Below are 24,690 nucleotides of genomic sequence, written 5' to 3' on the forward strand. Positions count from 1 at the left end.
GGAGTTAAAGAGGTGGGTGGAGATTGATGACTTTTTCATTAAACCCTATTGACAGCATGTCACCCCCTCGGCATAATCTCACTTCTTCGCAGCGAGCAAGTAACAACGAGTGAGCTGGCGATGCCCAGATGGCGGAATTGGTAGACGCACTAGTTTCAGGTACTAGCGGGTAACACCGTGGAGGTTCGAGTCCTCTTCTGGGCACCAAGACAAAGAAAAAGCCGGTGATCGAAAGATCACCGGCTTTTTGTTTTTCTCCGCCCAGAAAGCAATGTGCGAGTGCACATTGCGTGGGGACTCGAAGGGCATCGCTTGCAAGCGATGCCGGGGTCGCGCGGAGTGTGACCGAGTCCTCGCGGCGCCGGAGGTGCCGTATGGGCGGTTGGGGGTACGCTGCGCGTGGGCCAGGGCCGTCGGTGTTAAGAAGTTAAATCCCCCTGCCTGCCCCTCCTCCTCCCCGCCCCTCATCCCAGTCATAAGCATCCAACAAAAAAATAGTTGTCGGGGGGGATGTGTGTGGGGAGCATGCGAGTTTTGCCAGATGTTGTGGCACGACGCGTTGAGAGTGGGAAGTCATGCGAGCATCGTCCGCGGTGGGCACAGTGGAGGCACATGCGAATCCGGACCGGGTAGCGGATTGGTTGTTATCGGGGTTGGAGTTAAAGAGCACGTTATTCCATGTGGGTGAGTATTGTGGGGAATATCAGGCGACGACGGCTGGTCGGCAGCGTGCGAGTTTCCATGTGGTGTTGGGTGGGGGATGTTATTTGCATGTGGGCGCAGATGGCGCAAACCCGGCGCGCACGATTTGGTTGAACGAGGGTGATGCCGTCTTCTTACTGACGGACATAGCGCATTGCTTATCGCCGCATGCCGCACCGCCGTCGGACTTATCTGTAAGAAAAGGCGAGATGACGCCGCTGCCATCACAGGCAGACATCAATCACAACACGCGCCCCACTCAATCCGTCGCTTTAGCCTGTGGCTTCTTCGAATTCCGCACCGACTTGGACGGTTTGGTTTTAGGCATGCTGCCGAACCCGATCGTGGCGCGTCGTGACAGCGGCCGCCATGACGGCCTGACGCAGGTCTTCTCGTTGATCCAAGCGGAAGCACGCCGCCCGGGCGACGCCCCATCGCCATTACTCGCGCGTCTGACCGACTTACTTTTCTACTATGCGTTGCGTGAGGCCGTTCATGCCGAGGACTTTGCGCCGGGTGTGTGGCGCTTGATGCGACGTGACGCATTCGGCCGTCTCGCGGCAGCGATCATCGAATCCCCAGGTGAGCGATGGACAACCGACACCATGGCCGATTTCGTTCACATGTCGCGCGCACGCTTTTGCAAGCAATTCGCCGAAATCGGCGGCCAGCCGCCGGCGCAATTCGTGACGTTGGTCCGCATGAAGACGGCGGCAGCGTTGCTGCGTGCGGGCGCGACGTTACCGGAGACTGCCGAGCAGGTTGGGTATCAATCCGAGTCTGCGTTTGCGCAGGCATTCAAACGAGTGACGGGTGTCCAGCCGGGCGTATGGCGTCGGCAGGCGCATCCTGAGAGCCGCACAGCGACTCCGTCTCCACTGCCCTCCCCCGCGCCGTCTGCCGAGGCAACCGTCACACACTACGCGTTACACTGACGCGCCCCTGCCTAAGACAAATCCGCAGTATTTCCAGACGCGCGCGCATTGAGTGCCTAGGCAAGCCTCTGCACAATGGGGGCTCGATTGTGAGGAGCCCGATATGAGCCGACTGCCATTACATACCGTTGAAACCGCCCCGGAGGCGAGCCGTCCGTTTCTGGAGAAATCTCTCGCAGCAAACGGTTTCTTGCCGAACTTGGTAGCTTCGTTGGCGAATGCGCCGACGGCGCTCGAGACCTATCTGACGGTGGGCGCGATCAATGGCCGCGCGAGCCTGACGTTGGCGGAGCGTGAAGTCGTACAGATCACGGCGGCTGGCATTCACGGTTGCGGCTTTTGCGTTGCCGGTCACACGGCGGTGGCGCTGAAGAAAGCGCAGCTTCCCGAGGCGCTGGTCAACGAGATTCGCGATCAAGAGACGCTGTCCGACGCGAAGCTCGACGCCGTTGCCGTCTTTACGCGCGCCGTCATCGCGACGCGCGGCGCTGTTTCCGACGCCGAGTTCGCCGCATTCAAAGCGGCGGGATTCGATGACGCCGCAGCGCTCGAAGTGGTGCTCGGGGTATCGCTTGCGACGCTGTGCAACTTCGCGAACAATCTTTCGCAAAACGAATTGAATCCGCAACTGGCGGCGTATCGCTGGGAGCCGAAGGATCAGGCGGCATGAGCACGCACGCCAGCCCTACTCCGTTAGGCACTGTCGCGGGTGCGGTGCAAGGCCAATCGGGCCTTTCAGCCCTTTCGGTCCGGGCGCCAGAACTTGCCGCATGGCTCGATAGCCACGCCGAGACGCTCGACACTGACGCTACGCTGAGTGCCGAGGTGGTGCCGCAGTTGGCACAGGCCGGGTTGCTGCGCGTTGGCGTGCCCACGGCACTGGGCGGGGCTGGCGGCACGATTACCGATGCCATCGACAGCGTTGCCGACGTTGCGGCGCATTCGTTCGCCGCGGCATTCGTGCTGTGGGGCCAGCGCACGTTTATCGAATATCTGCTGCAAAGCCCGAATCGCGGCTTGCGCGAGCGTTTGCTGCCCGCGTTGCTCACGGGTGAGCTTGCCGGGGCGACGGGGTTGTCGAACGCGATGAAATATCTATCGGCCATCGAACCGCTGCAAATTCGCGCGACTGACCGTGCCGATGCCGATGCCAGCCCTGCGTGGCATGTGAGCGGCGGCTTGCCGTGGATCACCAACCTGCGCAAGCAAGGCTTTGTTGCGGCCGCAGCGGCCGATCACGAGGCTGGCGGTCCGCCGTCGATCTTCGCGATTGCCCACGACGCACCGGGCGTCACGCGCAGCGACGATCTCGACCTGATCGGCTTGCGCGGCACCAACACGGCTGCGCTACAAATGACCGACACGCCGCTGGACGACAACGACCGCATTACCGACGATGCACCGGTGTGGCTTGTGCGGGTGCGCCCTGCCTTCCTCGGCTTGCAATGCGGCATGTCGCTCGGTCTCGCGCGACGCAGCCTCGCGGGCACCCACGAGGGCGGCCCGGGGGCGCGCGCGGCGGTAGCCGACGAAGTGGGCGCCCTTGCCGAGCAACTCGATGCACTCGCCACCCGCCTGAAAGCCGGTGTCGCGCAAGGTGAGTTCGTCACCGCTCCAGCAAAACTGTTTGAATTGCGTATTGCGTTGGCAGGCGTCGTGCACGATGCGGCGACGCTCGAAGTGCAAACGGGTGGCGGTCGCGGTTATTTGCGCGGGCTCTCCGGCGTGGCGCGTCGCCAGCGGGAAGCGGCGTTCGTACCGATCGTGACCCCGAGTCTCGTGCAGTTGAAAAATCAGTTGGCGGCACAGCGGGGCGCATCGCAGCCATCGGCCACCGCAGCCCCTACGAGGACCGGTACCGCGTCATGACCCAACCCACGGCGACGCAGCGCGCGCATTCCGATACGTTCATCGCCCCAGCGCACGCGCACGACGCGCGCACTGCGCAGCCGTCGTCGGCGGCAACGGCCGCCCCTTTCCTCACGCTGCGCGACATCGGTCTGGCCTATGGGTCTCGACAGATATTGCGAGGCGTGGATCTGCACGTAGCCCCAGGTGAACTCGTGTCCGTCCTCGGGCCGAGCGGATCGGGCAAGTCGACGTTGCTGCGTATTGCCGCCGGGTTGCTGCCACCGAGCGCAGGCACGGTCGACGTCGACGGCACGCCGCTCGCCGGGCCTCGCCCCGACATCGCCCTCGCCTTTCAAGACCCCTGCCTGCTGCCGTGGCTCTCGGTCGAACGCAATGTGGCATTCGGTCTGACGTTCGCACGCCAGCCCAAGCTCTCGCGCGACACGCGCCGCGCACGCATCGATGCGGCGCTCGCGGAAGTCGGGCTTGCGCATGCCCATCATTTGCACCCGCGACAACTCTCGGGCGGCATGGCGCAACGCGTTGCGCTGGCCCGCTGCCTGGCGCGTCAACCGCGTGCACTTTTGCTCGACGAGCCTTTCGGGGCACTGGATGAAGTGACACGTGCCGACATGCAGCGGCTACTCGTGACCGTGGTGCGCGACACCGGCGCTGCCACGGTGCTGGTAACGCACGATATCGACGAGGCGTTGCTAGTGTCCGATCGCATCGTGCTGCTCGGCAATCAAGGTCGCACGCTTGCGCAATGGCGCGTCAATATCGCTTCACCGCGCGAAGCGCAAGTCGAAGCGCTGGGCGCGCTGCGCATCGAGATTCTGCAAGCCCTGCAACGTGCGATGTCGCGCGACACGGGCCACGAATCCAGCACAAACCATACAACCAACACGACCGGCATAATCGACGCGGCGGACACATCGAACGCCCGCTCGCCGTCACCGGCCAACGACACCGACCAGACCTACGGGGATCGCTAACCCATGTGCCAAATTTCCCGCCGCGAATGGCTCAAGCTCGCTTCGATGATGACGGTGGCAGGTGCCGCACCGCTGCTGGCCTCGGCTGCGGCACGCGCCGCCGCCGAACCGGATGCACCACTACGCATCGGCTATCTGCCCATTACCGACGCCACGCCGCTGCTCGTCGCTCACAATAACGGCTACTTTGAGCAGGCTGGCATCAAGGCGGAAAAGCCGACGCTGCTGCGTAGCTGGGCCCAATTGATCGAGGCCTTTCTGTCCGGTCAGGTCAACGTCGTTCACCTGCTCTCGCCCATGACGGTGTGGGCCCGCTACGGCAGTCAGGCGCAGGCCAAGGTCGTGGCGTGGAATCACGTCAACGGCAGTGCGATTACGGTCACGAACGACATCAACAAGGTGAGCGATCTAGGCGGCAAGACGGTGGCCGTACCGTTCTGGTATTCGATTCACAACGTGGTGCTGCAAGGCCTGCTTGCGGCCAACGGTTTGACGCCGGTCCTCAAGAAGTCGGGCGCGCCGGCCGCCAACGAGGTCAATCTGATTGTGATGGCCCCCTCCGATATGCCGCCCGCACTCGCTGCCAAGCAAATCGCCGGGTACATCGTCGCAGAACCGTTCAATGCCGCCGCCGAGAATCTTAAGGTCGGCAAGGTGCTGCGCTTTACTGGCGACGTGTGGAAGAACCATGCGTGCTGCGTCGTCACGATGCATGAACGCGATCTGAGCACACGCCCCGAATGGACGCAGAAGGTGGTCGACGCCATCGTGAAAGCGCAGGCATGGACGCGCACGCATCCGGAAGATGCCGCCCGCCTGCTCTCGAAGGAAGGCGAAAATCGCTACACGCCGCATCCGTTCCAAGTCTTGCAGCGCGTGCTGGCACCCGCTGCGTCGGAACAGGGCCGTTACCTGGCCGATAAGGCCATCATGCATGCCGACTGGCACGAAAAGCGCATCGACTTCCAGCCGTATCCGTACCCCAGCTACACCGAAGCGCTGGTCCGCCACATGCAGAAGACGCAGGTGGAAGGCAATGCGCAGTTCCTCGCCAAGCTCGATCCGGCGTTTGTGGCGCGCGATCTCGTGGACGACCGCTTCGTCAAGAAGAGCATTGCGGCCGCAGGCGGCATGAAAGCGTTTGGGTTGCCTGAAGGCTTCACGCGTCAGGAGGTCATCGTTGTCTGACCTGTTGTCCGCCAAAGCAGGCGCGGCCACCATCGCGTCAGGCACGCAGACGGCGTCAAGTGAGATTACTGTGAATCCTACGAGTGGTGTGGATGGTGTGGATGGCGTGGATGGTGTGAGCGGTGTGGGTAGCACAAACGCCGCCCGCACCCGTCGTCGCGCGTGGCTCGGCATGGCAGGTCTGGCGGGCATCGTCGCGCTTTGGTGGCTCGGTATTGCCCTGCTGACGACGCCGGGTTCGCTGGCCGCCCAGTTCTCACCCGCAGCCGCATTCAACGCCCTGCCCGATCTGTTTCGCGACGAGCAACTGAGTCTGCACATTCTGGCGAGTCTGCGGCGTATTGGCGTCGGTCTCGCGTGGGCGCTGGTGCTGGGCGTGCCGCTCGGGTTTTTGATCGGACGCATCCGCTGGCTCGACGCGACGCTCACGCCGTCGCTGCAATTTTTGCGGATGGTGTCGCCGCTGTCGTGGATGCCAATTGCCGTGATGTCGCTCGGCGTCGGCGACCCGGCGGTGTACTTTCTGCTCGCCTTCGCCGCCTTGTGGCCGCTGGTGATGAGTACCGCGGCAGGCGTCGCGCAAATCGACCGGCGCTGGGTGCAGCTTGGGGAGAGCCTTGCGGCGACACGTTGGGAAATGCTATGGCATGTCTACGTCCCAGGGATTGCCGCGCATGTCCTGACGGGGGTGCGTTTGGCGATCGGCATTCTGTGGATCGTGCTGGTCCCGGCGGAAATGCTGGGTGTGAATGCCGGACTGGGTTACCTGATTCTCGATACCCGCGACCGGCTGGCGTATTCGGAGCTGACCGCCGTCATTCTGGTCATCGGCGTTCTCGGCTTCGCCCTCGACTGGGTAGCGCGCTTCATCTACCGCCGTTTTAGCGGAACGGTCGCCGACGAGTGAGCGGCGATCGCACCGGGCACTTTTTCTTGAACGCGGGCGGCAGACTCGGGTACCCTTGGGCGTCCCGAATCTCTGCCACGCCGAACGCGTCTTCCTGCCTGTGCCCGACGCCATGCCCGCCGATCCCCGAACGACTGCCGAAGACACGCTGAGTCCGAAAACTCAGCGTACTCGCGCACGACTGTTCGAAGCGACGGCGCAGATCATCAGCGCGGAAGGCTACGCGGCATGGAGTGAAGACCGCCTGTGCGCCCTTTGCGAATGCAGCCGGGGCACACTGCGTTATCAGTTTCCGCAAGGCAAGTACGACCTGTTTCCGGCCTTCGTGTCGTTCGCGCTCAATCAAGATGCGGGCGTCATGCAGGCCATGCAACGGCTCTCGGCACGAGAGCGCCTGTATCTGGTCATCGCCAGCCTGCGCTATCGCCCGCCCTCGCCAACCACGGTCGCCATGCTCGAAATTTGGATGGCATCGCGCGGCGACACTCGCCTGCAATCGGTCATTCAGCCATTTTTCGATGGTGCGGACGGTCAAGTGCTCGGCATGCCTGACGGGGAGCGCGACCCAGAAGTCCTCGCGCTCTTCAACATCCTCGTCGGGGCAAGCCTCAGCAGCATACGGCGCGATTTCGACGCCAAAGCACTCGGCGCTTCACTCGACTGGCTGCTCAGCCATCTGCCCGTTCCCCCGAGCGTGACCGCGATGCTCGACAAACTCCTCCACGCTCGCGCTAGCCAGCGCTTCGACAGCGGGCAGTAATCCCCCCATACCGACCTCTCGCACGTCTGGCGGCTCTCTTGTCGCTCCGCCACAAAACATACAAGTTCGTACGTTTTCACAAAACATACATTTACGTATGTTTTTATTGCGCCCGCCTGCCCGTCGATCTTTCTTCGCATTTCCATCGACATCGATCGACGGCAGGTCGTCAATTTTTCCATCGGGCACACCAAAAACATGCATAAGAATCTCCGCGACATCGCACTCGCCGCCTCGCTCTGCACCCTCGCCAGCGCCGCTGCATACGCCGATGTCTCGTATCCGATCACCACGCCGCGACTCGCCTCGGTCGACAATTTCCGCGATGTCGCAGGACTCGCCGCCTCGCTCGGCGGCACGGGCACCAGCAACACCGTCGCCAACAACGGCGTCATGCGTACCGGCGTGTTCTATCGCGCCAACGCACTCTCCAGCCTCTCGTCCTCCGATAGCGCCACACTCACTTCGCTCGGCATCACGCAAATCGTCGACCTTCGCACCGCCAGCGAAATCGCCTCGAGTCCCGACAGAACGGTGAGCGGTGCGACCTATCGCAACATCGATATCCTCGGTAACGCCAACGTGACCGGCAGCGCTACGTCGCTCACCTCCGTCGCCGCCGTGAACACCTACATGACCGGGATGTACCAAAGCTTCGTCACCGACGCCTCGGTGCGCAGCCAATTCAAATCCCTCCTGCTCGATCTGGCCAGCGCCAACGGCGCCGTGCTCTTTCACTGCACCTCCGGCAAAGACCGCACCGGCTGGACGTCCGCCATTCTCGAGAGCATCGCTGGCGTGTCGTCCAACCAAATCATGACCGACTACCTCGCCACCAATACGTACTCGGCCGCCACCATCGCAGGGATGAAACAGGCCATCCTCGCCCAGTACACGCCAACCCTCGGCGCCGCTGGCGCGCAACAAATGGCCAATACCTACAGCGCGCTCATGGGCGTGTCGTCCGGCTGGTTGCAAGCTTCGCTCGACTCGGTCGTGAGCCAATACGGCTCGATGCAGAATTACCTGATTCAAGGCCTCGGACTCACGCAAGCCGACATCTACGTGCTGCGCGCCAAAATGGTCTACTACAACGCGCTGCCGGGCCAAGCCGCACTCACCGGCAACGCCGCCCTCGGCGCTGCGCTGCTGGTCAACCTGCAAAACAGTCCGCTCTCCGGCCACTACACGGCCTTCAACAACTATCTTCAATCGGCGATCGATTCCGGCACGCTCGGCGGCGTCGCCAACCGCATCGGTGGGCAAGTGCACGCCGACGCCGTGGCCTATCTGCTCACGCAACCGCTCGCCGTGGAATCGGCCCTGCGTGGCCACACGGCAACACCGTTCGGCGCCCCCGCGCCGGACCCGGTATGGGTGTCGGTGTGGACGAATACCTCGCGCGCGAGTGGTTCGGCCGGCAGCGCCAGCAGCAAGAGCCGCGAGAACGGCGTGATGGTGGGCATTACGCAGCCGCTGACGCCGCAGTTGAGTGTGTACGGCGCGATCGGTAACGAGAACCAACGGCCCGAAGCCGCTGATGCCACGGCGACGCTCAATAGCATGCAACTCGTCGCAGGCGCTCGCTATGCCTTCGCACCGGAGAAAAACAGCCTCTTCGTCGATGGCATGCTCATGGGCAGCCGCGGCAACTACGACAGCACGCGCGGTCTTGGTAGTGGGCTCGGCACCGCCACTGGCTCGACAAAAAGCTGGCTGTACAGCGCCATCGGTATGGTAGGGAAATCGTTCGACGTGCCCGGCCTGACGCTCACGCCGCAAATCGGTCTGCGCTACACGCAGGCCAGTTTGTCCGGCTTCGAGGAAACGGGCAGCGAACTCGCCCTCAATATGCAAGGCAACAAGCAGCATGTGCTCGCCGCCCGTGCACGCGTCGATCTCAACTTCCAAGATCGCAGCCTCGGGGCATGGACGATTCGCCCGGTACTGACGCTCGGCGTCGAACAGACGCTCAACTCGGCAGCCGTGAGCAGCTTTGGCACGCTTCAGGGGTATGGCATCAGTCAGACGGCGGCGTACAACTCGCGTCTGTTCGGTTCCGCTGAACTCAGTCTGCAAGCCACGCGCGGCCCGGTGACTGCCGAGTTGCGTGGCGCGGTCGGCGGCGGCGAGCGCGGTGCGACGTCGCTCGCAGGCTTTGCCTCGCTGAAGTACACGTTCTGACATTCGTTTCGCCCGCCGGACCATCGTGCGCTCAGGCCGCTACAATAGCGGCCTGAATTCACGACGCCCGACGGAGAACGCATCATCGAGCTAGAACGTATTTTGCAATCGCAGGGCTTCGGCAGTCGCAAGATGTGCCGCAAGCTTGTTGCCACCGGCGCATTCGCCATCGACGGCGTGGTGCACGACAATCCGCGCGAGTCGATCGACCCGCGCGGCCTGCAATTCACGCTGGACGGCGAAACCTGGGAGTACCGCGAGCACGTCTATGTGTTGCTCAACAAGCCCGCCGGTTTCGAGTGCTCCACCAGCCCCACGCACCACGAAGGCGTGCACTCGCTGCTGCCCCTGCCCTTGGCCGTACGCGGCGTGCAACCCGCCGGACGCCTCGATCAGGACACCACGGGCATGCTGCTCCTCTCGGATGACGGCCCCTTTCTGCACGCCATGATGTCGCCACGCCGGCACGTGCCCAAGCGCTACATCGCGACAACGAAACATCCGGTGACCGACGAGATGCTCCAAGCGTTGCGCGAAGGTGTGCTGCTGCGCGATGAAACGGAACCGTTAGCGGCGACCGACGTGATGAGCCCCTCGTCGCACGAAATCGCGCTCACGATCACGCAAGGCAAATACCACCAAGTCAAACGCATGGTGGCCGCCGCGGGCAATCGTGTGGAAGGTCTGGTCAGAACGGCCATCGGCGGCCTGCCGATGGGCACGCTCGCCGAAGGAGAATGGCGCTACCTCTCGCCAGATGAATTGCTGTCGCTGCCGTACGAAGTACCAGCGACAGATCAGCGATAGGTCAACGGAAGGAAAGGCGCTAGCGAGCGATGGATATCGCCGCGCAGTGTCCGCGCGGCGAATTTACGACGGAGTGGCCGGGTGACTTATGCGGCGATGTCACCACGCCAACATTACCGGCCGCCGCGTCGCGGTCCCGGTGTGCGGCCGCCCGGACGCGCCGGCGTTGCCGACTCCGGCGTCGAGGTGCGCGCCATGGACGACGCCGACGGGCGCGATGCACCGCCACGCGGCTGGGTCACGCGGTGACTGTCGTCTTCGAGCAAGAACTGCGCGCCCTTGTCCTGACCCAACGCTTTGGTGAGATACGGCATCGTCGTTTTCAGCGTTTCGTACAGCTGATACGGCGGATTCACGATAAACATGCCGCTGCCGTGCAACCCCAAGCCGCCCGGCACCGGGTTGCACACGGTCAACGCCACATGCACCCAGCTCTTGATCGGCTGGCCATTGATCGTCAGGCGCTTCATACGCTCCGGCAATTGACCGGCTTCACGACGCTGCACCAGCGGATACCACACCGCATACATCCCCGTCGGGAAACGGTCGAGCCCTTCCTGCACCGTTTGCGTCGTGCGCGTGTAATCGCGCTTGTCTTCATACGACGGATCGATCAGCGTGAAACCACGACGCGAGGCCGGCGGCAAAATCGTCTTCAGGCCCGCAAAGCCGTCAGCACCGAAAATCATCGTGCGACGCGCCACTTCTCGGCCCTGGGCTTCAAAGTTCTCGCGCAACACTTCCTGCTCGGTCGGGTGAGCCTCGAACAAACGCAAACGATCGCGATCGCCCAACAATTGCAGCGCGAAATACGGCGAGCCCGGGTAGTAGCGCAAATTGCCATCCGGATTGAACTCGCGCACGAGCGCCACGTAGTCGGCCAACGCCGGTGGCAGATCGTTGCGGTCCCACAACCGGCTAATGCCCGTGTGATACTCGCCCGTCTTGTCGGCCCACTTGCCGTCAAGCGCGTAGCCACCCGCGCCAGCGTGCGTGTCGATATACCAGAACGCCGTGTCTTTCTGGCGCATGTAATCGATACATTCGACGGCGATGAAGTGTTTCAGTACGTCGGCGTGATTGCCGGCGTGGAAGGCATGGCGGTAGCTGAACATTAGGCAGTTCCTGATTCGTCAGGCGCGATTGTAGCCGACGCGGCGGCCTCAGGCGCGTTTGCGCGACTTTTGGCCGTCCTTGGTAAGCGCGTGAGCCGCCTTGCCGCCAAGCGCTTTGACCGCCTTGTGGCGCGGGCACGCGACCAGATGGTCGTTGATCAAGCCCGCCGCCTGCATGAACGAATAACAGATGGTCGACCCAACAAAAGTGAACCCCGCTTTCTTGAGCGCCTTGCTCATCGCGTCGGACACCGCCGTACTCGCTGGCACCTCGCTTAGCGTCTTCCACTGATTCTGCAAGGGCTCGCCCCCCACAAACTGCCAGACGAAATCGGCGAAACGCGTGCCCGCCGCTTCCATCGCCAGATAGGCGCGCGCGCCCTTGATGACGCCGTTGACCTTCAAACGGTTGCGCACAATGCCCGCGTCAGCCATCAACCGCTCGACGTCCGCTTCACCGTAGGCCGCAATGCGCACCGGATCGAAACCGTCGAACGCCTTGCGATAGTTATCGCGCTTCTTGAGAATCGTCGACCACGACAACCCTGCCTGCGCCCCTTCGAGCATCAGCAACTCGAACAACGCGCGCGAATCGCGCAGCGGCACGCCCCACTCTTCATCGTGATATTGCCGGTACTGCTCGAAGCCCTCGCTCCACGGACATCGTTCCATTTGCCCCTCGTGTCATCGCGCTCCGGGCGCTGTGACGCCGCAGAGACATTCGTTGGAATGGGGCAAGTGTGCCAGCATTTGGCGAGGATGCGTACTGCACGAGGCACACGTGGCCTCGCTTTAAGTGTGGCGGTGGGTGCGGCCCGGAAATTTCCGAGCCGCGCCTGCTGGCCAGCGCGCCGTTCAGGGCACCGGTCAGCGCACCGGTTACAGCATCAACTGCCCGCCGTTGACCTCGATGATCTGGCCGGTGACGTAGCTCGCCAGCCGTTCCGACGCCAGATAGAGGAACGCGCCCGAGCATTCGTCAGGCGCGCCCAAACGCCCCATCGGAATGCTCTGGCGGAACGCCTCGATCTGTGCCTCGGTGCTGAACTGCTCGTGAAACGGCGTCATGATCACGCCCGGCGACACGGCATTCACGCGAATACGATCCGGCATCAACTCCTTGGCCATGCCCCGCGTGAGCGTGCTCACGAACCCCTTGGCCGCCGCATAAATCAGCGCCCCCGGGCCGCCGCCATGACGCGCCGCAATCGACGTCACGTTGACGATGGCACCCCCGCCCTGCTTGCGCATGCTTGGCACCACCGCGCGCGAGAACGCCACCACCGAGCGTGCATTAACGTTGAGCACGTCGTCGAAATACGCGTCGGTCACTTCGGTGAACGGCGTGCGTTTGACCAAACTGCCCGCGTTGTTGATCAGCACATCGATACGCCCGAAGCCATCGAGCACGTGCGCTACCGCCGCATCGATCGCGCCCGTGTCGGCCACGTCGGCGGCCACGGTCATCGACTTCACGCCGTAAGCGCGCACCGCCTCGGCAACCGCTTCGGCCTTCTCGCGCGAGCGGTTGTAATGCACGGCCACGTGCGCACCCTGCGCAGCAAATGCCGTCGCGGCCGCCGCGCCGATGCCCGTGCTCGCCCCGGTAATCAGAACGAACTTGCCCTTTAGATCTTCCATCGCGAATCTCTCCAATACCGTCGATTCAGTCGAGCCAGCGCGTGTCGTAAGCGTAGACGTGCTGCTCTTGCTCGCCCAGCCCCTCGATACCCAAACGCATTACGTCGCCCGCCTTCAGATACACCGGCGGCTTCTGCCCCATGCCCACGCCTGGCGGCGTTCCGGTGGTGATGAGATCGCCCGGTTTGAGCGTTGCGAACTGGCTCATGTAATGCACGAGATACGCAACGTTGAAGATCATCGTCGACGTATGGCCGGTTTGACGGCGCACGCCATTCACGTCGAGCCACATGCCGAGTTGCTGCGGATCGCGAATCTCGTCGGTCGTCACCAGCCACGGACCGACCGGGCCAAAGGTGTCGAAACCCTTGCCCTTGTCCCACGTGCCGCCCCGCTCGATCTGATATTCGCGCTCGGAGACGTCGTTCACGATGCAGTAGCCCGCCACGTAGTCGAGCGCCTTGTCGAGCGGCACATAGCGCGCCGTCGTACCGATGACGAAGCCAAGTTCGACTTCCCAATCGCCTTTGACCGAGTCCTTCGGCAGCACCACAGGGTCGTTGGGACCGTTCAGGCAGTTGTCCCACTTGGTGAAGAGCACCGGCTCGGCAGGCGCGGCCAGCCCGGCTTCGGCGGCGTGATCGCTGTAATTCAGGCCCACAGCGAGGAACTTGCCGAGCCCCGCGAACGGCACCCCCAGACGCCCCGGCGCCGCCACGATCGGCAGCGACTCGATATCGAGCGCACGCAGCGCCGCCAGCCCTTCCGGACTGAGCGTTTCAGCGGTGATGTCGGTGAGCACGTTCGACAGATCGCGCACCTTGCCGGCCGCATCGAGCAGGCCGGGCTTTTCCTGGCCCTTCGGGCCGTAACGCAGCAGTTTCAAAGCAGTTCTCCCAATTGGAGCAGAGTGGAGCCGTGACGGCGCAGGGTCGATGCTTCAGTTCGACCAGCCACCGTCGATCACATGAATCGCCCCCGTGGTGAAGGCGGCTTCGTCGGAACCCAGATACACAGCAAGCGAAGCAATTTCGTCAGGCGAGCCCACGCGCCCCATCGGCTGACGCGCGACGAACTGCGCACGCACCGCCGCTTCGCTCGTGCCCGCCGTATCGGCCTGCGTCGCAATGCGTTGGCGCAGCGACGGCGACTCGACCGTACCGGGGCAAATGGCGTTGCAGCGAATGCCGCGCGCCACAAAATCGGCCGCGACCGATTTCGTCAACCCAATCACCGCCGCCTTGCTCGCGCCGTACACGCAACGATTGGCAACGCCCTTCACGCTCGACGCCGCCGACGACATATTGATGATCGCGCCGCCCCCGGCCGCCAGCATGGCCGGGAGAAAAGCGCGCGTGGTGCGGTACATGCTCTTCACGTTCAGATCGAACGAGAAGTCCCACGCCGCGTCGTCGCACTCGAGAATCGAGCCGTGATGCACGAACCCGGCGCAGTTGAACAACACGTCGATGCGCCCCAATTCACTCGCTAGCGCCTCGACGGCGGCCGCATCGGTGACATCGAGCGCACGGCGTTCGAGGTTCGGATGATCGTCGAGCACACGCAGCGCGTCGGCATTCAAGTCCGTCGCAATGACGCGCGCCCCTTCACGCAAGTACGCTTCGACGCTCGCGCGTCCAATGCCCTGCGCTGCGGCGGTAATGAGTGCGGTCTTACCCGCCAGTCGCCCTGCCATCGGTGTCTCCTGATTGATCGCCATCGTCGTGTTCGGTGGTGGCTTCGATGCTGCCTGCATACGCGTCGCGCACCCGGCATAGGTGACGACGCATCGCCTCGGCCGCACGCGCGGGGTCGCGGGCCTGCAAGGCCGCCATGATGTCGCGGTGATCCTGCAAGCTGCGCGCTAGCACGCCGTCGACTTGCGACGTGACGCGCCGGCTCTTCTTGCCGAGCAGATAGAGGCTGTTGGCAATGCTTTGCAAAAACGGGTTATCGCACGCGTCGATGATCGTCTCGTGAAACGCCATGTCGGCGGCCGAGAAGGTCTCGGGGTCGCCTAGCAGTGCCTGTTCGTCATCGACTAGCGCGTGCAGGCGGGCGAGTTCGGCATCGCTGATCTGGCTGGCCGCGAGCGCTGCGACGCCCGGCTCGATGACCAGCCGCGCGTCGAACAAGGCTTCGAGCGTGCCGGCGTTGAGTTCGATGACCATGCCGAGCGGTTCGAGCAACTCGCGTGTCTCGAGTGTGCCGACGAACGTCCCTTCGCCCTGCCGTATGCGGAGCAGCCCCAGTAGCGCGAGACCGCGAATCGCCTCGCGCACGGCGGGCCGCCCAACGCCAAGCATCGTGGCAAGCTCGCGCTCGGGCGGTAACTGCTCGCCGGGCTTGAGACGCCTGGTGCGAATCATCGTGAGCAGCCGCTGCGCGACTTGCTCCGAGATGGAGACCTGCACGATGGGGTCGAATGACATGAGTGATTCGTTCAGTGGTAAGACCAATGAACGTAAAAATACGGCTGGCACCCATCGGATGTCAACTCGCTACCAAAAGTTGTTCATCCTATGGAATTTCTCGCTGGTTTCGCACTCCGAGTCAAAAGCATGGTTGGCCGCAAATCGTTTGGCCATGCGCGTTTCGCGTCGAACGTCCGTTCGGCCGGTGGAAGTTCTCGAACTCGCCCTTTCTGTTGTCTGGGTGTCGCTTTTCTGCGACCATGATTCGCCGCCTCGGGGTTCCTGCCGGGGCAACGTTCCCGCCGTATCCCTCGAATCCCCCGAATTCTGGAGTCTCCGACGATGTCCTCCTCAAAGACCGCCAAGCTGGGCCACTGGACGATGTACATGCCAATCGTGGCCGTTCTCGTATGGGCTGTTGCCGGCCTCATGCCCTACGGTGTCTCGCTCACGGTGTGTGCCATTGCGCTCGCCGGGGCCGTGTTCTCTGCCGTGCATCACGCCGAAACCGTGGCCCACAAAGTGGGCGAGCCGTTCGGTACGCTGGTGCTTGCCGTGGCCGTGACGATTATCGAAGTGGCGCTGATCGTCTCGGTGATGCTCTCGAGCGGGCCCGATAAAGCGGGGCTGGCGCGCGATACGGTGTTCGCGGCCATCATGATCGTGTCGACCGGGATCGTGGGGTTGTGTCTGCTCTTTGGTGGCGTGCGCCATCACACGCAAGGCTTTCATGTGGAAGGGGCAAGCGCCGCACTCGCCGTGCTGTGCGCGCTGTCGGTGCTCACGCTGGTGCTGCCGAACTACACCAGTTCGGTGATCGGCCCGGGCCTCACGGCCTCGCAGTTGGCCTTCGAGGGCATGATCTCGCTGGTGCTTTATATGGTGTTCGTCTTCGTGCAGACGGTGAGCCATCGCGACTACTTCCTTGCGAAGGCGCCTAGTGAAGAAGTGCACGTGCCGCCGCCTTCGCGCCGCACCGCCGTGCTGAGTCTCGGCTTGTTGGTCGTGGGGTTGCTCGCCGTCGTCGGGCTCGCGAAGAAGCTCTCGCCTGCCGTCGAGCAGGCGGTGGCCGAAGCCGGTGCGCCGAAAGCGGTCGTCGGGATTGTGATTGCAGCGCTGGTGTTGTTGCCCGAAGGGCTGGCCGCGTTGCGCGCCGCTCGCGCCAACAAACTGCAAACGAGTTTGAATTTGGCGCTCGGCTCGGCACTCGCCAGTATCGGCCTGACGATTCCTACGGTGGCTGCCGTCTCGTTGTTTCTCGATCAGCAGATCGAGCTGGGCCTGGCGCCCAAGGAAACGGTGTTGCTGGCGGTCACACTGCTGGTGAGCGTGATCTCGCTCGGCACGGGCCGCACGACAGTGCTGCAAGGTGCCGTGCACCTCGTGCTGTTCGCGGCGTTCCTGTTCCTGGCGATCGTGCCGTAATCGCGTGCCCGTACGTAGCGTGCGTCGTATTCGTGTTAACTGAGGGCCCCTGGGCCCTCAGTCCTTGGGAATTTACGCTTTCTTCGACGCGCCCTTGGCAGGTGCTGCCTTGCCAGCATCTCCGCCCGCTTCCCCACCCTCCGCTTCCGTCTGTGCCGGGGCTTTGCCCAGCAGCGAGCCGAGCAGCTTGCTGCCAGCGGCATTGCGCTTACCTTGCGTGCCGACGCCATTGCCCGTGGGCGGGCCGCGGCGCACGCCGGAGTTGATCTTGAGGCCTTGTTGCTTAGCGAGGTCGAATTTTTTCAGCGTCATGATGATGTCCTTGTGACCTTCTCTTCAGAGGCCTGTGCAGCTTTACGGGGGTTGCTCGGAGACCTTTAGAGATCAATGCCGAGCGCGCCGTCTTCTACGAGCGTCTTTGCCAATGCATGGGCGGCTTCGAGGGCGTCGCCGGCCCAACGATACGTGTCGGGCGTGGTGTGCGTTTGTGGCGGGTCGAGCGTCTCGATCACGTCGTCCACGTCGCGCCAGCCGGTGAAATGCACCACCCCCTGAAACTGCCCATCAGGCAAGGGCGCGGTTTCCGCCCAGTAGTAAAAATCGCCCGCCAGCAGGCAGCCTTCGAAACCCATGTCGATCCCGCAAAAAGGCGGCATCGTAGCACGACGCGCGGCATACCGTCGTCAGGCAGTAGAATACTGCGGCACAGCAACCCACAACTCTCATACCGACATCACGATGTTCACTGGAATTGTTCAAGGCACGGCCACGCTGTCGTCCATCGAAGATCGCGACGGCATGCGCACCCTCGCGCTGGCGTTTCCCGAGGGCTTTTGCGAAGACCTCACCCTGGGCGCCAGCGTCTCGGTCGACGGCGTTTGCCTCACCGTCACGCAACTGCTTTCGCCCACCGGCGCGTCGTTCGACGTCATTCTGCAAAGCCTGAATGTGACCACGCTCGGCAGCTTCGGCGTGGGCGCAAAGGTCAACGTCGAGCGCGCCGCGAAAGACGGTGCGGAAATCGGCGGCCATCCGCTCTCGGGTCACATCGACTTCTCGACCGAGATTCTGAGCGTGCGCACCTCGGACACGAATCGCGTGTTGCGTATCGCGATTCCGGAACCCTTCCGCAAATACGTGTTCGCCAAGGGCTATATCGCGATCAACGGCGCGAGCCTCACGGTCTCGGAAGTCAACCGTCAGGAGGGGTGGTTCGAAGTCTGGCTGATTCCGGAAACGCGCCGCATAACCACGTTCGAAGACAAGCTCGAAGGCGCCCGCTTGAATATCGAAATCGAGCGCAGCACGCAGGTGGTGGTCGACACCGTGCGCGAAGCCGTGCAGGAAAGCCTCGGCCGTTTGCAGCCGGTGCTCGAAGCCCTGCTCAAGGAAAAGGGGCTGTCGCTCGACGATTTCGTTTCGGTGCCGAAGTTGCCGGCGGCAGACACCAAGGCTTAAGGCCGACTTACGCCGACTAATGCCGACTAAGGCCGCCACAGCCCCCAGACACCCCCAAGGACATTCATGCAATTAGCCACCTGGAACGTCAACTCGCTCAAGGTCCGCGTGGGCCACGTGCAAGACTGGCTGCGCAGCAACCCGGTCGACGTGCTCTGCCTGCAAGAGCTCAAGCTCACGGACGAGAATTTTCCGATCGCGGAAATCGCCTCGCTGGGCTACACCTCGCACTTCACGGGCCAAAAGACCTATAACGGCGTCGCGTTGTTGGTGAATCACGCCAAGGTCGGCGAAGCCACCGATATCGTGATGAACCTGCCGAACTTCGCCGACGAACAGCGGCGGCTGATCGCCGCCACCGTCGGTGGCGTGCGCGTGGTCTGCGGTTACTTCCCGAACGGTCAGGCCGTCGACTCCGACAAGTTCGAGTACAAGCTCAACTGGCTCGACGCCCTCACCCACTGGCTCTCCGACGAACTTTCGCGCCATCCGCAGCTCGCCTTGCTCGGCGACTACAACATCGCGCCGGAAGACCGCGATGTGCACGATCCGGCGAAGTGGGTCGGGCAGAATCTCGTCTCGCCGCAAGAGCGTCAGGCGTTTGCCCGCCTGCAAGGGCTCGGCCTGCGCGACACGTTCCGCATGTTCGATCAACCGGAAAAGTCGTTCAGTTGGTGGGATTACCGTATGGGCGCGTTCCGCCGCAACGCGGGCCTGCGCATCGACCACATTCTCGTGACCGCGCCGCTCGCCGAGCGCTGCACGGGCTGTGAAATCGATCGCGAGCCGCGCACGTGGGAGCAGCCCTCGGATCACACGCCGGTCGTCGCCACGTTCAAGGACTGAGCGTTTCACGCACCGCCAACGAAAACAGCACCGGAACCCGGTGCTGTTTTTTTATGTCCGCAACGCTGGCTTCACGTTCAGCGCTAGTGCGTCGCGCGCGGGTCGGTCAAACGCGATTCGTACACGAAGCAGCGAATTGCCGCCTTGTTGCGCGTATCCATCTGCATGAACTCCAGCCCGTAGGTCCATGTGCCATCGGCGCGCGGCCCTTCGGCCCCACGCACAGCCGCCATGCCGAGAATCGGCACGACATCCGCGCCGATCGGCACACGGAACTGCAACGCCACGTGGGCACACCCCTCAGGCAGCGCCGTCTTGGCGACAATACCGGCGCCGTCGGCGCTGATATCACGCACGAGCACCAACCACTCGGGCGTGTCTTCCGGGTCGGCCAGCATGCGCGTGAACGACGCACGCGATGTCTCGTCAAGCGGCGACAACCGTGCCACTAGCCGCGTATCGACGCGCGGCGTGCGCCGCACCGGCGTTTCGCGCACCTGCGACGGCCGCGACAACACCACGTAGTCGAACGGGCCGTGATGCACGCTGTGCACCTCGCACGTGAACTCGTACAGGTTGTCGCCGGGAAAGGTCCACAGCGCCAGTCTGTCGCCTGCCGAGAGCGGCAGCCGCGTTTCCCCCGCCGAGGGCGGGGTGATGATCAACATGCCGTTCGGTGCCCGGCCGATCAAACGCGCGCGCACCCGCGTGGTCTCCGCGTCGGGCGCGACCCGCACCTGCAACCAGGCGCCAATCGGCAACGGCACAGGCAAGCCATGCAGATACACCGTGGATGCGCTGGATGTAGCCGTATCGAGCGGCGACGCCGAGTTCGCCGCTTCGGTGCGCCCGGCCGCCTCGCCCGTGCTTGCCCCTTCGGGCAGCGGCCGATGCGGCGCAAACATAGTGAACAGCCAGTCGAGATCGGCCTCTGACGGCAAACGCTCGCCGGCCGCCAGTAATGGCGTGCCGTCAGCGTCGAACAAAGGCCAGGAGAGTGGAACATGTGCGTCAAGCTCGCGGCGGTTGACCGCCACGAACCCCGGATAGCCTGACGCAATACAAGTCGAATGCATGATGCCTGGGAGGGTTTCTAACCCCTTGAGAGCCTGGGAACAAGGCATTGGCCTTCCCCGCATTCCGGCGCACGGGGCCGCGTCTTGGGCGGCCCTCTTCGCACCGTTATCCGTGGCCAACACCCCACAAATGTCGCCAACCTACACAAACGTCGCGCCTCCGGCCGGCCGGAAGCGCCGCCCTCGCGGACAGCGCCTTGCGCGTTCATCTTTGTACCACGAAAGCGGACGGATCCTTACGATCCATTATCGAGGGAAGATGACGTCAATTCGGTCTCATCATCCGGCCTCAGGCCAGACACCAGAGCCGCCGTATCGGCAGGCGTGAGCGGCAGCTTGACGGCCCAAAACCACGGCAGCGTCTGCGCCAATGCCGCCGCGAGCCCCGATGCGCCTTGCATCGTCGGATGGGCAAGCCATCCGGCGAGCGCCCCGCCAGCGTTTCGGGATCGCCAGCGGGATCGGCAAGGCACGACCGCAAAATCCGACTCTGCGGAAGTTCTCGCCACTCACGTTCGTCGCTCAAAGCATCGTTGAGCGCCGCTAACGCGAAGCGCTTGAGCCAATCGACCAACGGGTCAAGCATGCCTTCGCCCGGTGGCGCTCGACGGGCTTCGCGCAGGGCCAGCGTAGCTTGGCCAAGTTGCGTTTCAGGCTGAACGGCGAGCCACGTCAGACCGGCAGCGATCGCGAGCAACCGCGGACGTTGCCGCGCCTGCATCGCTCGGCGGGCACCCGAACCGACCGGCTCGGCAGCAGGCTTTTCAGCCGTCATCGACCGAAACACATCGTTGATATCGAGATGAGCGTTCTTGAGCAATCTGACATAGCGGGCGCTCTCGGCGGTTGTCATCAGTGCCTCGGCACGATCTCTCGGCGGCAATGCCGGGCCGCACCACGGTTCGCTGGGCACTGCATCGCTATGGAGTAAGGCGCGCGCGACATCGCTGCCCACCTCCCCTAGCCAACCGCGAAGCAAGCGCGTGAATTCGTTCAGCGGGCGTTCTGTCGGCCAGACCTCGCGCAGGCTGTTGAAGTCGCGAATCAGCGCATGAAGCTGCGATGTGCCGCCCGCTGCGTACCTACCATCGCCACTCCCCTCGCTCGTGACGACGCGAACCCCCAGCCATTGCCAGCCCGCACGCATTCGGCGCGCCGTGTTTCCGGCATGGCTTGATGCGCCACCACCCGGTGGGGCGAGCGACCCGCCTTGCTCGATGGGTTGATCGACAGAGGCATCGCTGCGAGCGTCGCCCGTATCGCGGCGATCGTCTTCAAGACATGTCGCCAACAGGTGTCTCGGCAAGCGCGCGGCAATGCGCCCATCGGCGCTAATCAACACGAAATGCTTCGGCCCAAATGCGTCCGTGCCGTCTTCGGACAGCGCGCTCTGCAAGTGGGCAGGCAACACGGCGTGCCACGCATTTCGCAACGCCCCGGCTTGCGCGCTGCTCACGCATCGCAAGTCCGACTCCGCCCAGTACATCGTCTGGCAAACCGCACCCGCGAGCGGCCATACGCTCTCGGGCGACTGCGTCAGGCAGCATTCCAGCAACGTGTTGACGAGTGACGGCAGAATCCACGCCGCCTGCTCGCGGCTCAACGGCATGCCCTTTAGATCGCCGACCAGGCGAGCGAGCCACTGCGCGCGCAGCGCCGAGAAACCGTCGAGCGTGCCTACGCCGCCAATACCGGGTTCGGCACCCAGAAGGCGGCCCAGCCATAGGCTCCGTTGCACGTCGATGGGCAGCTTTGCCAGTCGGGGTAACGACGCAGAGGTTTCACTTAGCGATAAGGGCATCGAGACCGAACCGCCCGCCAAGGCGCGAAGCACCTGCCCGAAGACATCGGCCCGCACCGACGGCTGGTCGAGCGGCAGCGTCATCCACGACTCGACAACATCGCTCAAAAAACCCGGGGAGAGTTCGCGCAGCCAAGCGGCGTCGAGTCGAATCTGCGCCCCTTGCCATTGCGTGCCGTCCAGTTTGCACTGCGGGCCCATGCGCACATCGCGAAGGCTCGCACTGCCGAATTGTGTCCCGCGCAAATCGCAAGCCACGAATTGCGCGCCGTCGAGCTTTGCCTCGCGAGCGTTCATGCGGGTGAGGTCGCATTCCTGCATCACCACGCGGCGCATATCGGCCCCCGCGATGCAAGCGCCTTTCATCGTCACGCGCTCCCAGCGTGACTTTGCTGCGTTCGCGCTCGTCAAACGCAAGCCATTGGCGCGGCAGTCGACAAAGCGCGCATTGCGCAATCGGGTGCGCTGCATCGAGGCGTCATCGAGGGGGCTATCCGCGAACGTCACCGAAGCGCAATCGGCATCGCTGAAGTCTGCGCCGCGCAGGGTGGCGAATTGAAAGTCGGCCCCCTTCGCGCGCACTTTCACGAGCCGGGCACCGCTCAAATCTGCGGAGTGAAAGGAGGCACCTCGCAAGTCGGCGTGCTCGAAATCGGCACCTACGTTGCGCGTGCGATCGAGCTTCGCGCCCTTGAGTACCGCCACCGCCCACTGCACGCCATCGAAACATCCATGACTGAGCGTCGCCCCTGCGGCCCGCACCCCCCGCAAATCCGCCATCGGCACCGACAAATCGGGCAAAGCGGCATTGCGTAGATTCGCCATCGTCAACGCGACACCCAGCACTGCGGACGGCCACTCGCGCACCGGCACCCCATCGCAGAGAGACATATCGAACGCCCCCGCATCGACCGCCGGTAGCCAATGCCACTGCGCCAGTTTTGCTGCCGCCTCTGTTCCCCGCGAACCATCGCACCATCGAAGCAGCGCACTTAACACGGGGACGACGTTGCCTTCGGGCACCAAGTGCGCGAAACGCAAGCGCCAAGCAGCCGTCAATGCTGACTTGTCGAACGGCAACGCCCCGTGGGCAAGGCCGCCGCTCGTCAGTTCCGCCGAATCATACGAGGCCAGAGACGCGTTCGAACCGTCGGCATCGCGCGCAAGCACATGTATCAACCAAGCGACTTGCTGCCCCAACACACGACGTTCGTCTTCTCCGGCGCGCAGAATCAGCCACCTCAGCGCCTCGGGGGGTGCCGCACTCACTTGCTTGAGATCGTGGTAGGAAAATTCCCCGCCCGCAGGCAGGCGTGGCGAACGGTTCGACGCGTTGCAAAGCAAGACCATGTAGCACTCCTCGTCGCGCACGTGGATGCACGGCGCGAACAAAAAGCGATCATGGTGCCCAAGGAAAACCCGGCAGCGCGTTGGGCAATTTCCGAATTAGTGGGCCATCACGTGACATGCGGCCTTGGCGTGACAGTCGATCGAAGCCGTGAGCGATCTACGCGCAGACGAACCGCCGGCAGCAGGGGCCGGTAAACGCAACGGGCGGCACGGCGTTGAAATTCGCCGTGCCGCCCGCTTTGGCTGGTTGCCGTGGTGCTTACTGTGGTGCTGATTTAGCCCAGGCAGAGCGCGAGGGCGTCGTGCCAGTCAGGGGCCCGCACACCGAACGTGCGCGCGAGCTTGTCATTGTCGAGTACCGAATAGGCCGGGCGCTTGGCCGGCAACGGATACGCCGAAGTGGGAATCGGCACCACATTCGGACGCTTCTCCACCGCGCTCAACGCCAGAATTGCCTCGGTGAAACCGTGCCACGTCGTCTGCCCTGCCGCGGTCAGGTGGTACACGCCGCTGCGCTCGCGCCAGAAGTCGGCATCGAAGCCCGCTTCGCTTGCGCCTTGCGCCAGCGTCTGTGCGGTGAGCTCCGCAATCGTGCGGCACCACGTCGGCGCGCCATGCTGATCGGCCACGATACGCAGTTCGTCGCGCTCGCGTGCCAGACGTTGCACCGTCAACAAGAAGTTGGCGCCGCGCGTGCCATAGACCCAACTCGTACGCAGCACAAGGTGGTTGGCACCGCTCGCCGCAATGGCCGCCTCACCGGCCAGCTTGGTGCGGCCGTAGGCGTTTTGCGGATTGGTGGGTTCGTCTTCGCGGTAAGGGGCGGTGCCGGTGCCGTCGAAAACATAGTCGGTGGAATAGTGGACGACGAGCGCCCCAAGGCGCTTCGCCTGCTCAGCCATCACGCCGGGCACGACGGCGTTGACCTGAAAGGCCGCAGCTTCTTCCGTTTCTGCACGGTCGACTGCCGTGTAAGCCGCCGGATTGACGATCAGATCAGGCGAAAAATCGCGGATCGTGCGCACTACGCTGTCGGTGTCGAGCAGGTCCATCTCGCTGCGCGACGGCGCGTAGACTTCGCCCATGCCTTGCAGGCAACGCGCCAACTCCCAGCCCACCTGTCCGGTGGCACCTGTCAGCAGGATCCGTCTTGTCATAGTGCGACTCCCTTGTTTCGAATCGAATCAATCAGACCGATCAAATTGGCCAACGCGACCCAATCGGTGAAACAGGGG

The 24,690-nt window shown here is 63.5% G+C and carries 23 protein-coding genes and 1 tRNA gene; 13 read left to right on the forward strand and 11 right to left on the reverse strand.

The window, feature by feature from the left end; all coding sequences use genetic code 11:
* Nucleotides 1-122: 122 nt before the first annotated feature.
* The 10 genes from PPN31114_RS06095 to PPN31114_RS06140 all read left to right on the forward strand — a co-directional run bounded on the left by PPN31114_RS06095 (nt 123) and on the right by PPN31114_RS06140 (nt 10,329).
* Nucleotides 123-207: transfer RNA gene (locus PPN31114_RS06095), tRNA-Leu, on the forward strand.
* Nucleotides 208-575: 368 nt separating this feature from the next.
* Nucleotides 576-1,637: an AraC family transcriptional regulator gene (locus PPN31114_RS06100; RefSeq protein WP_150678543.1), complete on the forward strand. Its 1,062-nt coding sequence runs from the start codon at nt 576-578 to the stop codon at nt 1,635-1,637.
* A 103-nt stretch (nt 1,638-1,740) separates the two neighbouring features.
* The gene (locus tag PPN31114_RS06105; protein ID WP_150678544.1) at nt 1,741-2,307 is read left to right on the forward strand and encodes a carboxymuconolactone decarboxylase family protein; all 567 of its coding nucleotides are present in this window, start codon (nt 1,741-1,743) and stop codon (nt 2,305-2,307) included.
* A complete protein-coding gene (locus PPN31114_RS06110) occupies nt 2,304-3,506 on the forward strand; it encodes an acyl-CoA dehydrogenase family protein (RefSeq protein WP_150678545.1) in 1,203 nt (400 codons plus the stop codon). The genes PPN31114_RS06105 and PPN31114_RS06110 overlap by 4 nt, the downstream gene beginning before the upstream one ends.
* Nucleotides 3,503-4,483 (forward strand): ABC transporter ATP-binding protein, encoded by a 981-nt coding sequence (locus PPN31114_RS06115; protein WP_150678546.1) that lies wholly within the window; start codon nt 3,503-3,505, stop codon nt 4,481-4,483. The genes PPN31114_RS06110 and PPN31114_RS06115 overlap by 4 nt, the downstream gene beginning before the upstream one ends.
* A gap of 3 nt (nt 4,484-4,486) precedes the next feature.
* Entirely contained in the window at nt 4,487-5,671 is a 1,185-nt protein-coding gene (locus PPN31114_RS06120; protein WP_150678547.1) for an ABC transporter substrate-binding protein, read from the forward strand.
* A 172-nt stretch (nt 5,672-5,843) separates the two neighbouring features.
* Nucleotides 5,844-6,578 carry an ABC transporter permease gene (locus PPN31114_RS06125; protein ID WP_150679184.1) on the forward strand — a complete coding sequence of 245 codons (735 nt, stop codon included), beginning with the start codon at nt 5,844-5,846 and terminating at the stop codon, nt 6,576-6,578.
* Between the two features lie 55 nt (nt 6,579-6,633).
* Nucleotides 6,634-7,338 carry a TetR/AcrR family transcriptional regulator gene (locus PPN31114_RS06130; protein WP_150678548.1) on the forward strand — a complete coding sequence of 235 codons (705 nt, stop codon included), beginning with the start codon at nt 6,634-6,636 and terminating at the stop codon, nt 7,336-7,338.
* Between the two features lie 198 nt (nt 7,339-7,536).
* Nucleotides 7,537-9,522, forward strand: a complete 1,986-nt coding sequence (locus PPN31114_RS06135) for a tyrosine-protein phosphatase (RefSeq protein ID WP_150678549.1) — start codon at nt 7,537-7,539, stop codon at nt 9,520-9,522.
* Nucleotides 9,523-9,606: 84 nt separating this feature from the next.
* Nucleotides 9,607-10,329 carry a pseudouridine synthase gene (locus PPN31114_RS06140; RefSeq protein ID WP_150678550.1) on the forward strand — a complete coding sequence of 241 codons (723 nt, stop codon included), beginning with the start codon at nt 9,607-9,609 and terminating at the stop codon, nt 10,327-10,329.
* A 113-nt stretch (nt 10,330-10,442) separates the two neighbouring features.
* Here PPN31114_RS06140 and PPN31114_RS06145 read toward each other — a convergent pair whose 3' ends face one another.
* The 6 genes from PPN31114_RS06145 to PPN31114_RS06170 form a co-directional block, all read right to left on the reverse strand.
* Nucleotides 10,443-11,444: a 23S rRNA (adenine(2030)-N(6))-methyltransferase RlmJ gene (locus PPN31114_RS06145; RefSeq protein WP_246182412.1), complete on the reverse strand. Its 1,002-nt coding sequence runs from the start codon at nt 11,442-11,444 to the stop codon at nt 10,443-10,445.
* Nucleotides 11,445-11,492: 48 nt separating this feature from the next.
* A complete protein-coding gene (locus PPN31114_RS06150; protein ID WP_150678551.1) occupies nt 11,493-12,116 on the reverse strand; it encodes a DNA-3-methyladenine glycosylase I in 624 nt (207 codons plus the stop codon).
* A gap of 207 nt (nt 12,117-12,323) precedes the next feature.
* Complete coding sequence (locus PPN31114_RS06155; RefSeq protein ID WP_150678552.1) at nt 12,324-13,085, reverse strand: SDR family NAD(P)-dependent oxidoreductase; 762 nt, start codon at nt 13,083-13,085, stop codon at nt 12,324-12,326.
* Nucleotides 13,086-13,110: 25 nt separating this feature from the next.
* A complete protein-coding gene (locus tag PPN31114_RS06160) occupies nt 13,111-13,971 on the reverse strand; it encodes a fumarylacetoacetate hydrolase family protein (RefSeq protein WP_150678553.1) in 861 nt (286 codons plus the stop codon).
* Between the two features lie 54 nt (nt 13,972-14,025).
* Complete coding sequence (locus tag PPN31114_RS06165; protein ID WP_150678554.1) at nt 14,026-14,781, reverse strand: SDR family oxidoreductase; 756 nt, start codon at nt 14,779-14,781, stop codon at nt 14,026-14,028.
* Complete coding sequence (locus PPN31114_RS06170; RefSeq protein WP_150678555.1) at nt 14,759-15,517, reverse strand: FadR/GntR family transcriptional regulator; 759 nt, start codon at nt 15,515-15,517, stop codon at nt 14,759-14,761. Before PPN31114_RS06170 ends, PPN31114_RS06165 begins: the two co-directional genes overlap by 23 nt.
* 324 nt (nt 15,518-15,841) lie before the next feature.
* Between PPN31114_RS06170 and PPN31114_RS06175 the strand changes: the two genes are divergently transcribed.
* A complete protein-coding gene (locus tag PPN31114_RS06175; RefSeq protein WP_150678556.1) occupies nt 15,842-16,924 on the forward strand; it encodes a calcium:cation antiporter in 1,083 nt (360 codons plus the stop codon).
* A 72-nt stretch (nt 16,925-16,996) separates the two neighbouring features.
* Here the strand turns inward: PPN31114_RS06175 and PPN31114_RS06180 are convergent, their stop codons facing one another.
* On the reverse strand, nt 16,997-17,236 hold the full coding sequence (locus PPN31114_RS06180) for a hypothetical protein (RefSeq protein ID WP_150678557.1): 240 nt from the start codon (nt 17,234-17,236) through the stop codon (nt 16,997-16,999).
* Between the two features lie 65 nt (nt 17,237-17,301).
* On the reverse strand, nt 17,302-17,556 hold the full coding sequence (locus PPN31114_RS06185) for a hypothetical protein (RefSeq protein ID WP_150678558.1): 255 nt from the start codon (nt 17,554-17,556) through the stop codon (nt 17,302-17,304).
* Nucleotides 17,557-17,662: 106 nt separating this feature from the next.
* Here PPN31114_RS06185 and PPN31114_RS06190 point away from each other — a divergent pair, with 106 nt between their 5' ends.
* Both PPN31114_RS06190 and xth read left to right on the forward strand, forming a co-directional pair.
* Nucleotides 17,663-18,382, forward strand: coding sequence for a riboflavin synthase subunit alpha (locus tag PPN31114_RS06190; RefSeq protein ID WP_150678559.1), 720 nt, complete (start codon nt 17,663-17,665; stop codon nt 18,380-18,382).
* Nucleotides 18,383-18,448: 66 nt separating this feature from the next.
* Nucleotides 18,449-19,228: an exodeoxyribonuclease III gene (gene xth, locus PPN31114_RS06195; protein WP_150678560.1), complete on the forward strand. Its 780-nt coding sequence runs from the start codon at nt 18,449-18,451 to the stop codon at nt 19,226-19,228.
* 83 nt (nt 19,229-19,311) lie between these two features.
* Here xth and PPN31114_RS06200 read toward each other — a convergent pair whose 3' ends face one another.
* From PPN31114_RS06200 to rfbD, 3 genes are all read right to left on the reverse strand, one after another.
* Nucleotides 19,312-20,304: a flagellar brake protein gene (locus tag PPN31114_RS06200; protein WP_174987730.1), complete on the reverse strand. Its 993-nt coding sequence runs from the start codon at nt 20,302-20,304 to the stop codon at nt 19,312-19,314.
* 289 nt (nt 20,305-20,593) lie between these two features.
* Nucleotides 20,594-23,455, reverse strand: coding sequence for a pentapeptide repeat-containing protein (locus tag PPN31114_RS06205; RefSeq protein ID WP_150678562.1), 2,862 nt, complete (start codon nt 23,453-23,455; stop codon nt 20,594-20,596).
* A gap of 275 nt (nt 23,456-23,730) precedes the next feature.
* Nucleotides 23,731-24,612 (reverse strand): dTDP-4-dehydrorhamnose reductase, encoded by an 882-nt coding sequence (gene rfbD, locus PPN31114_RS06210; protein WP_150678563.1) that lies wholly within the window; start codon nt 24,610-24,612, stop codon nt 23,731-23,733.
* Nucleotides 24,613-24,690: the final 78 nt, after the last annotated feature.

Origin of the sequence: Pandoraea pneumonica, assembly GCF_902459645.1 — a bacterium.
Taxonomy (GTDB): Bacteria; Pseudomonadota; Gammaproteobacteria; order Burkholderiales; family Burkholderiaceae; genus Pandoraea; species Pandoraea pneumonica.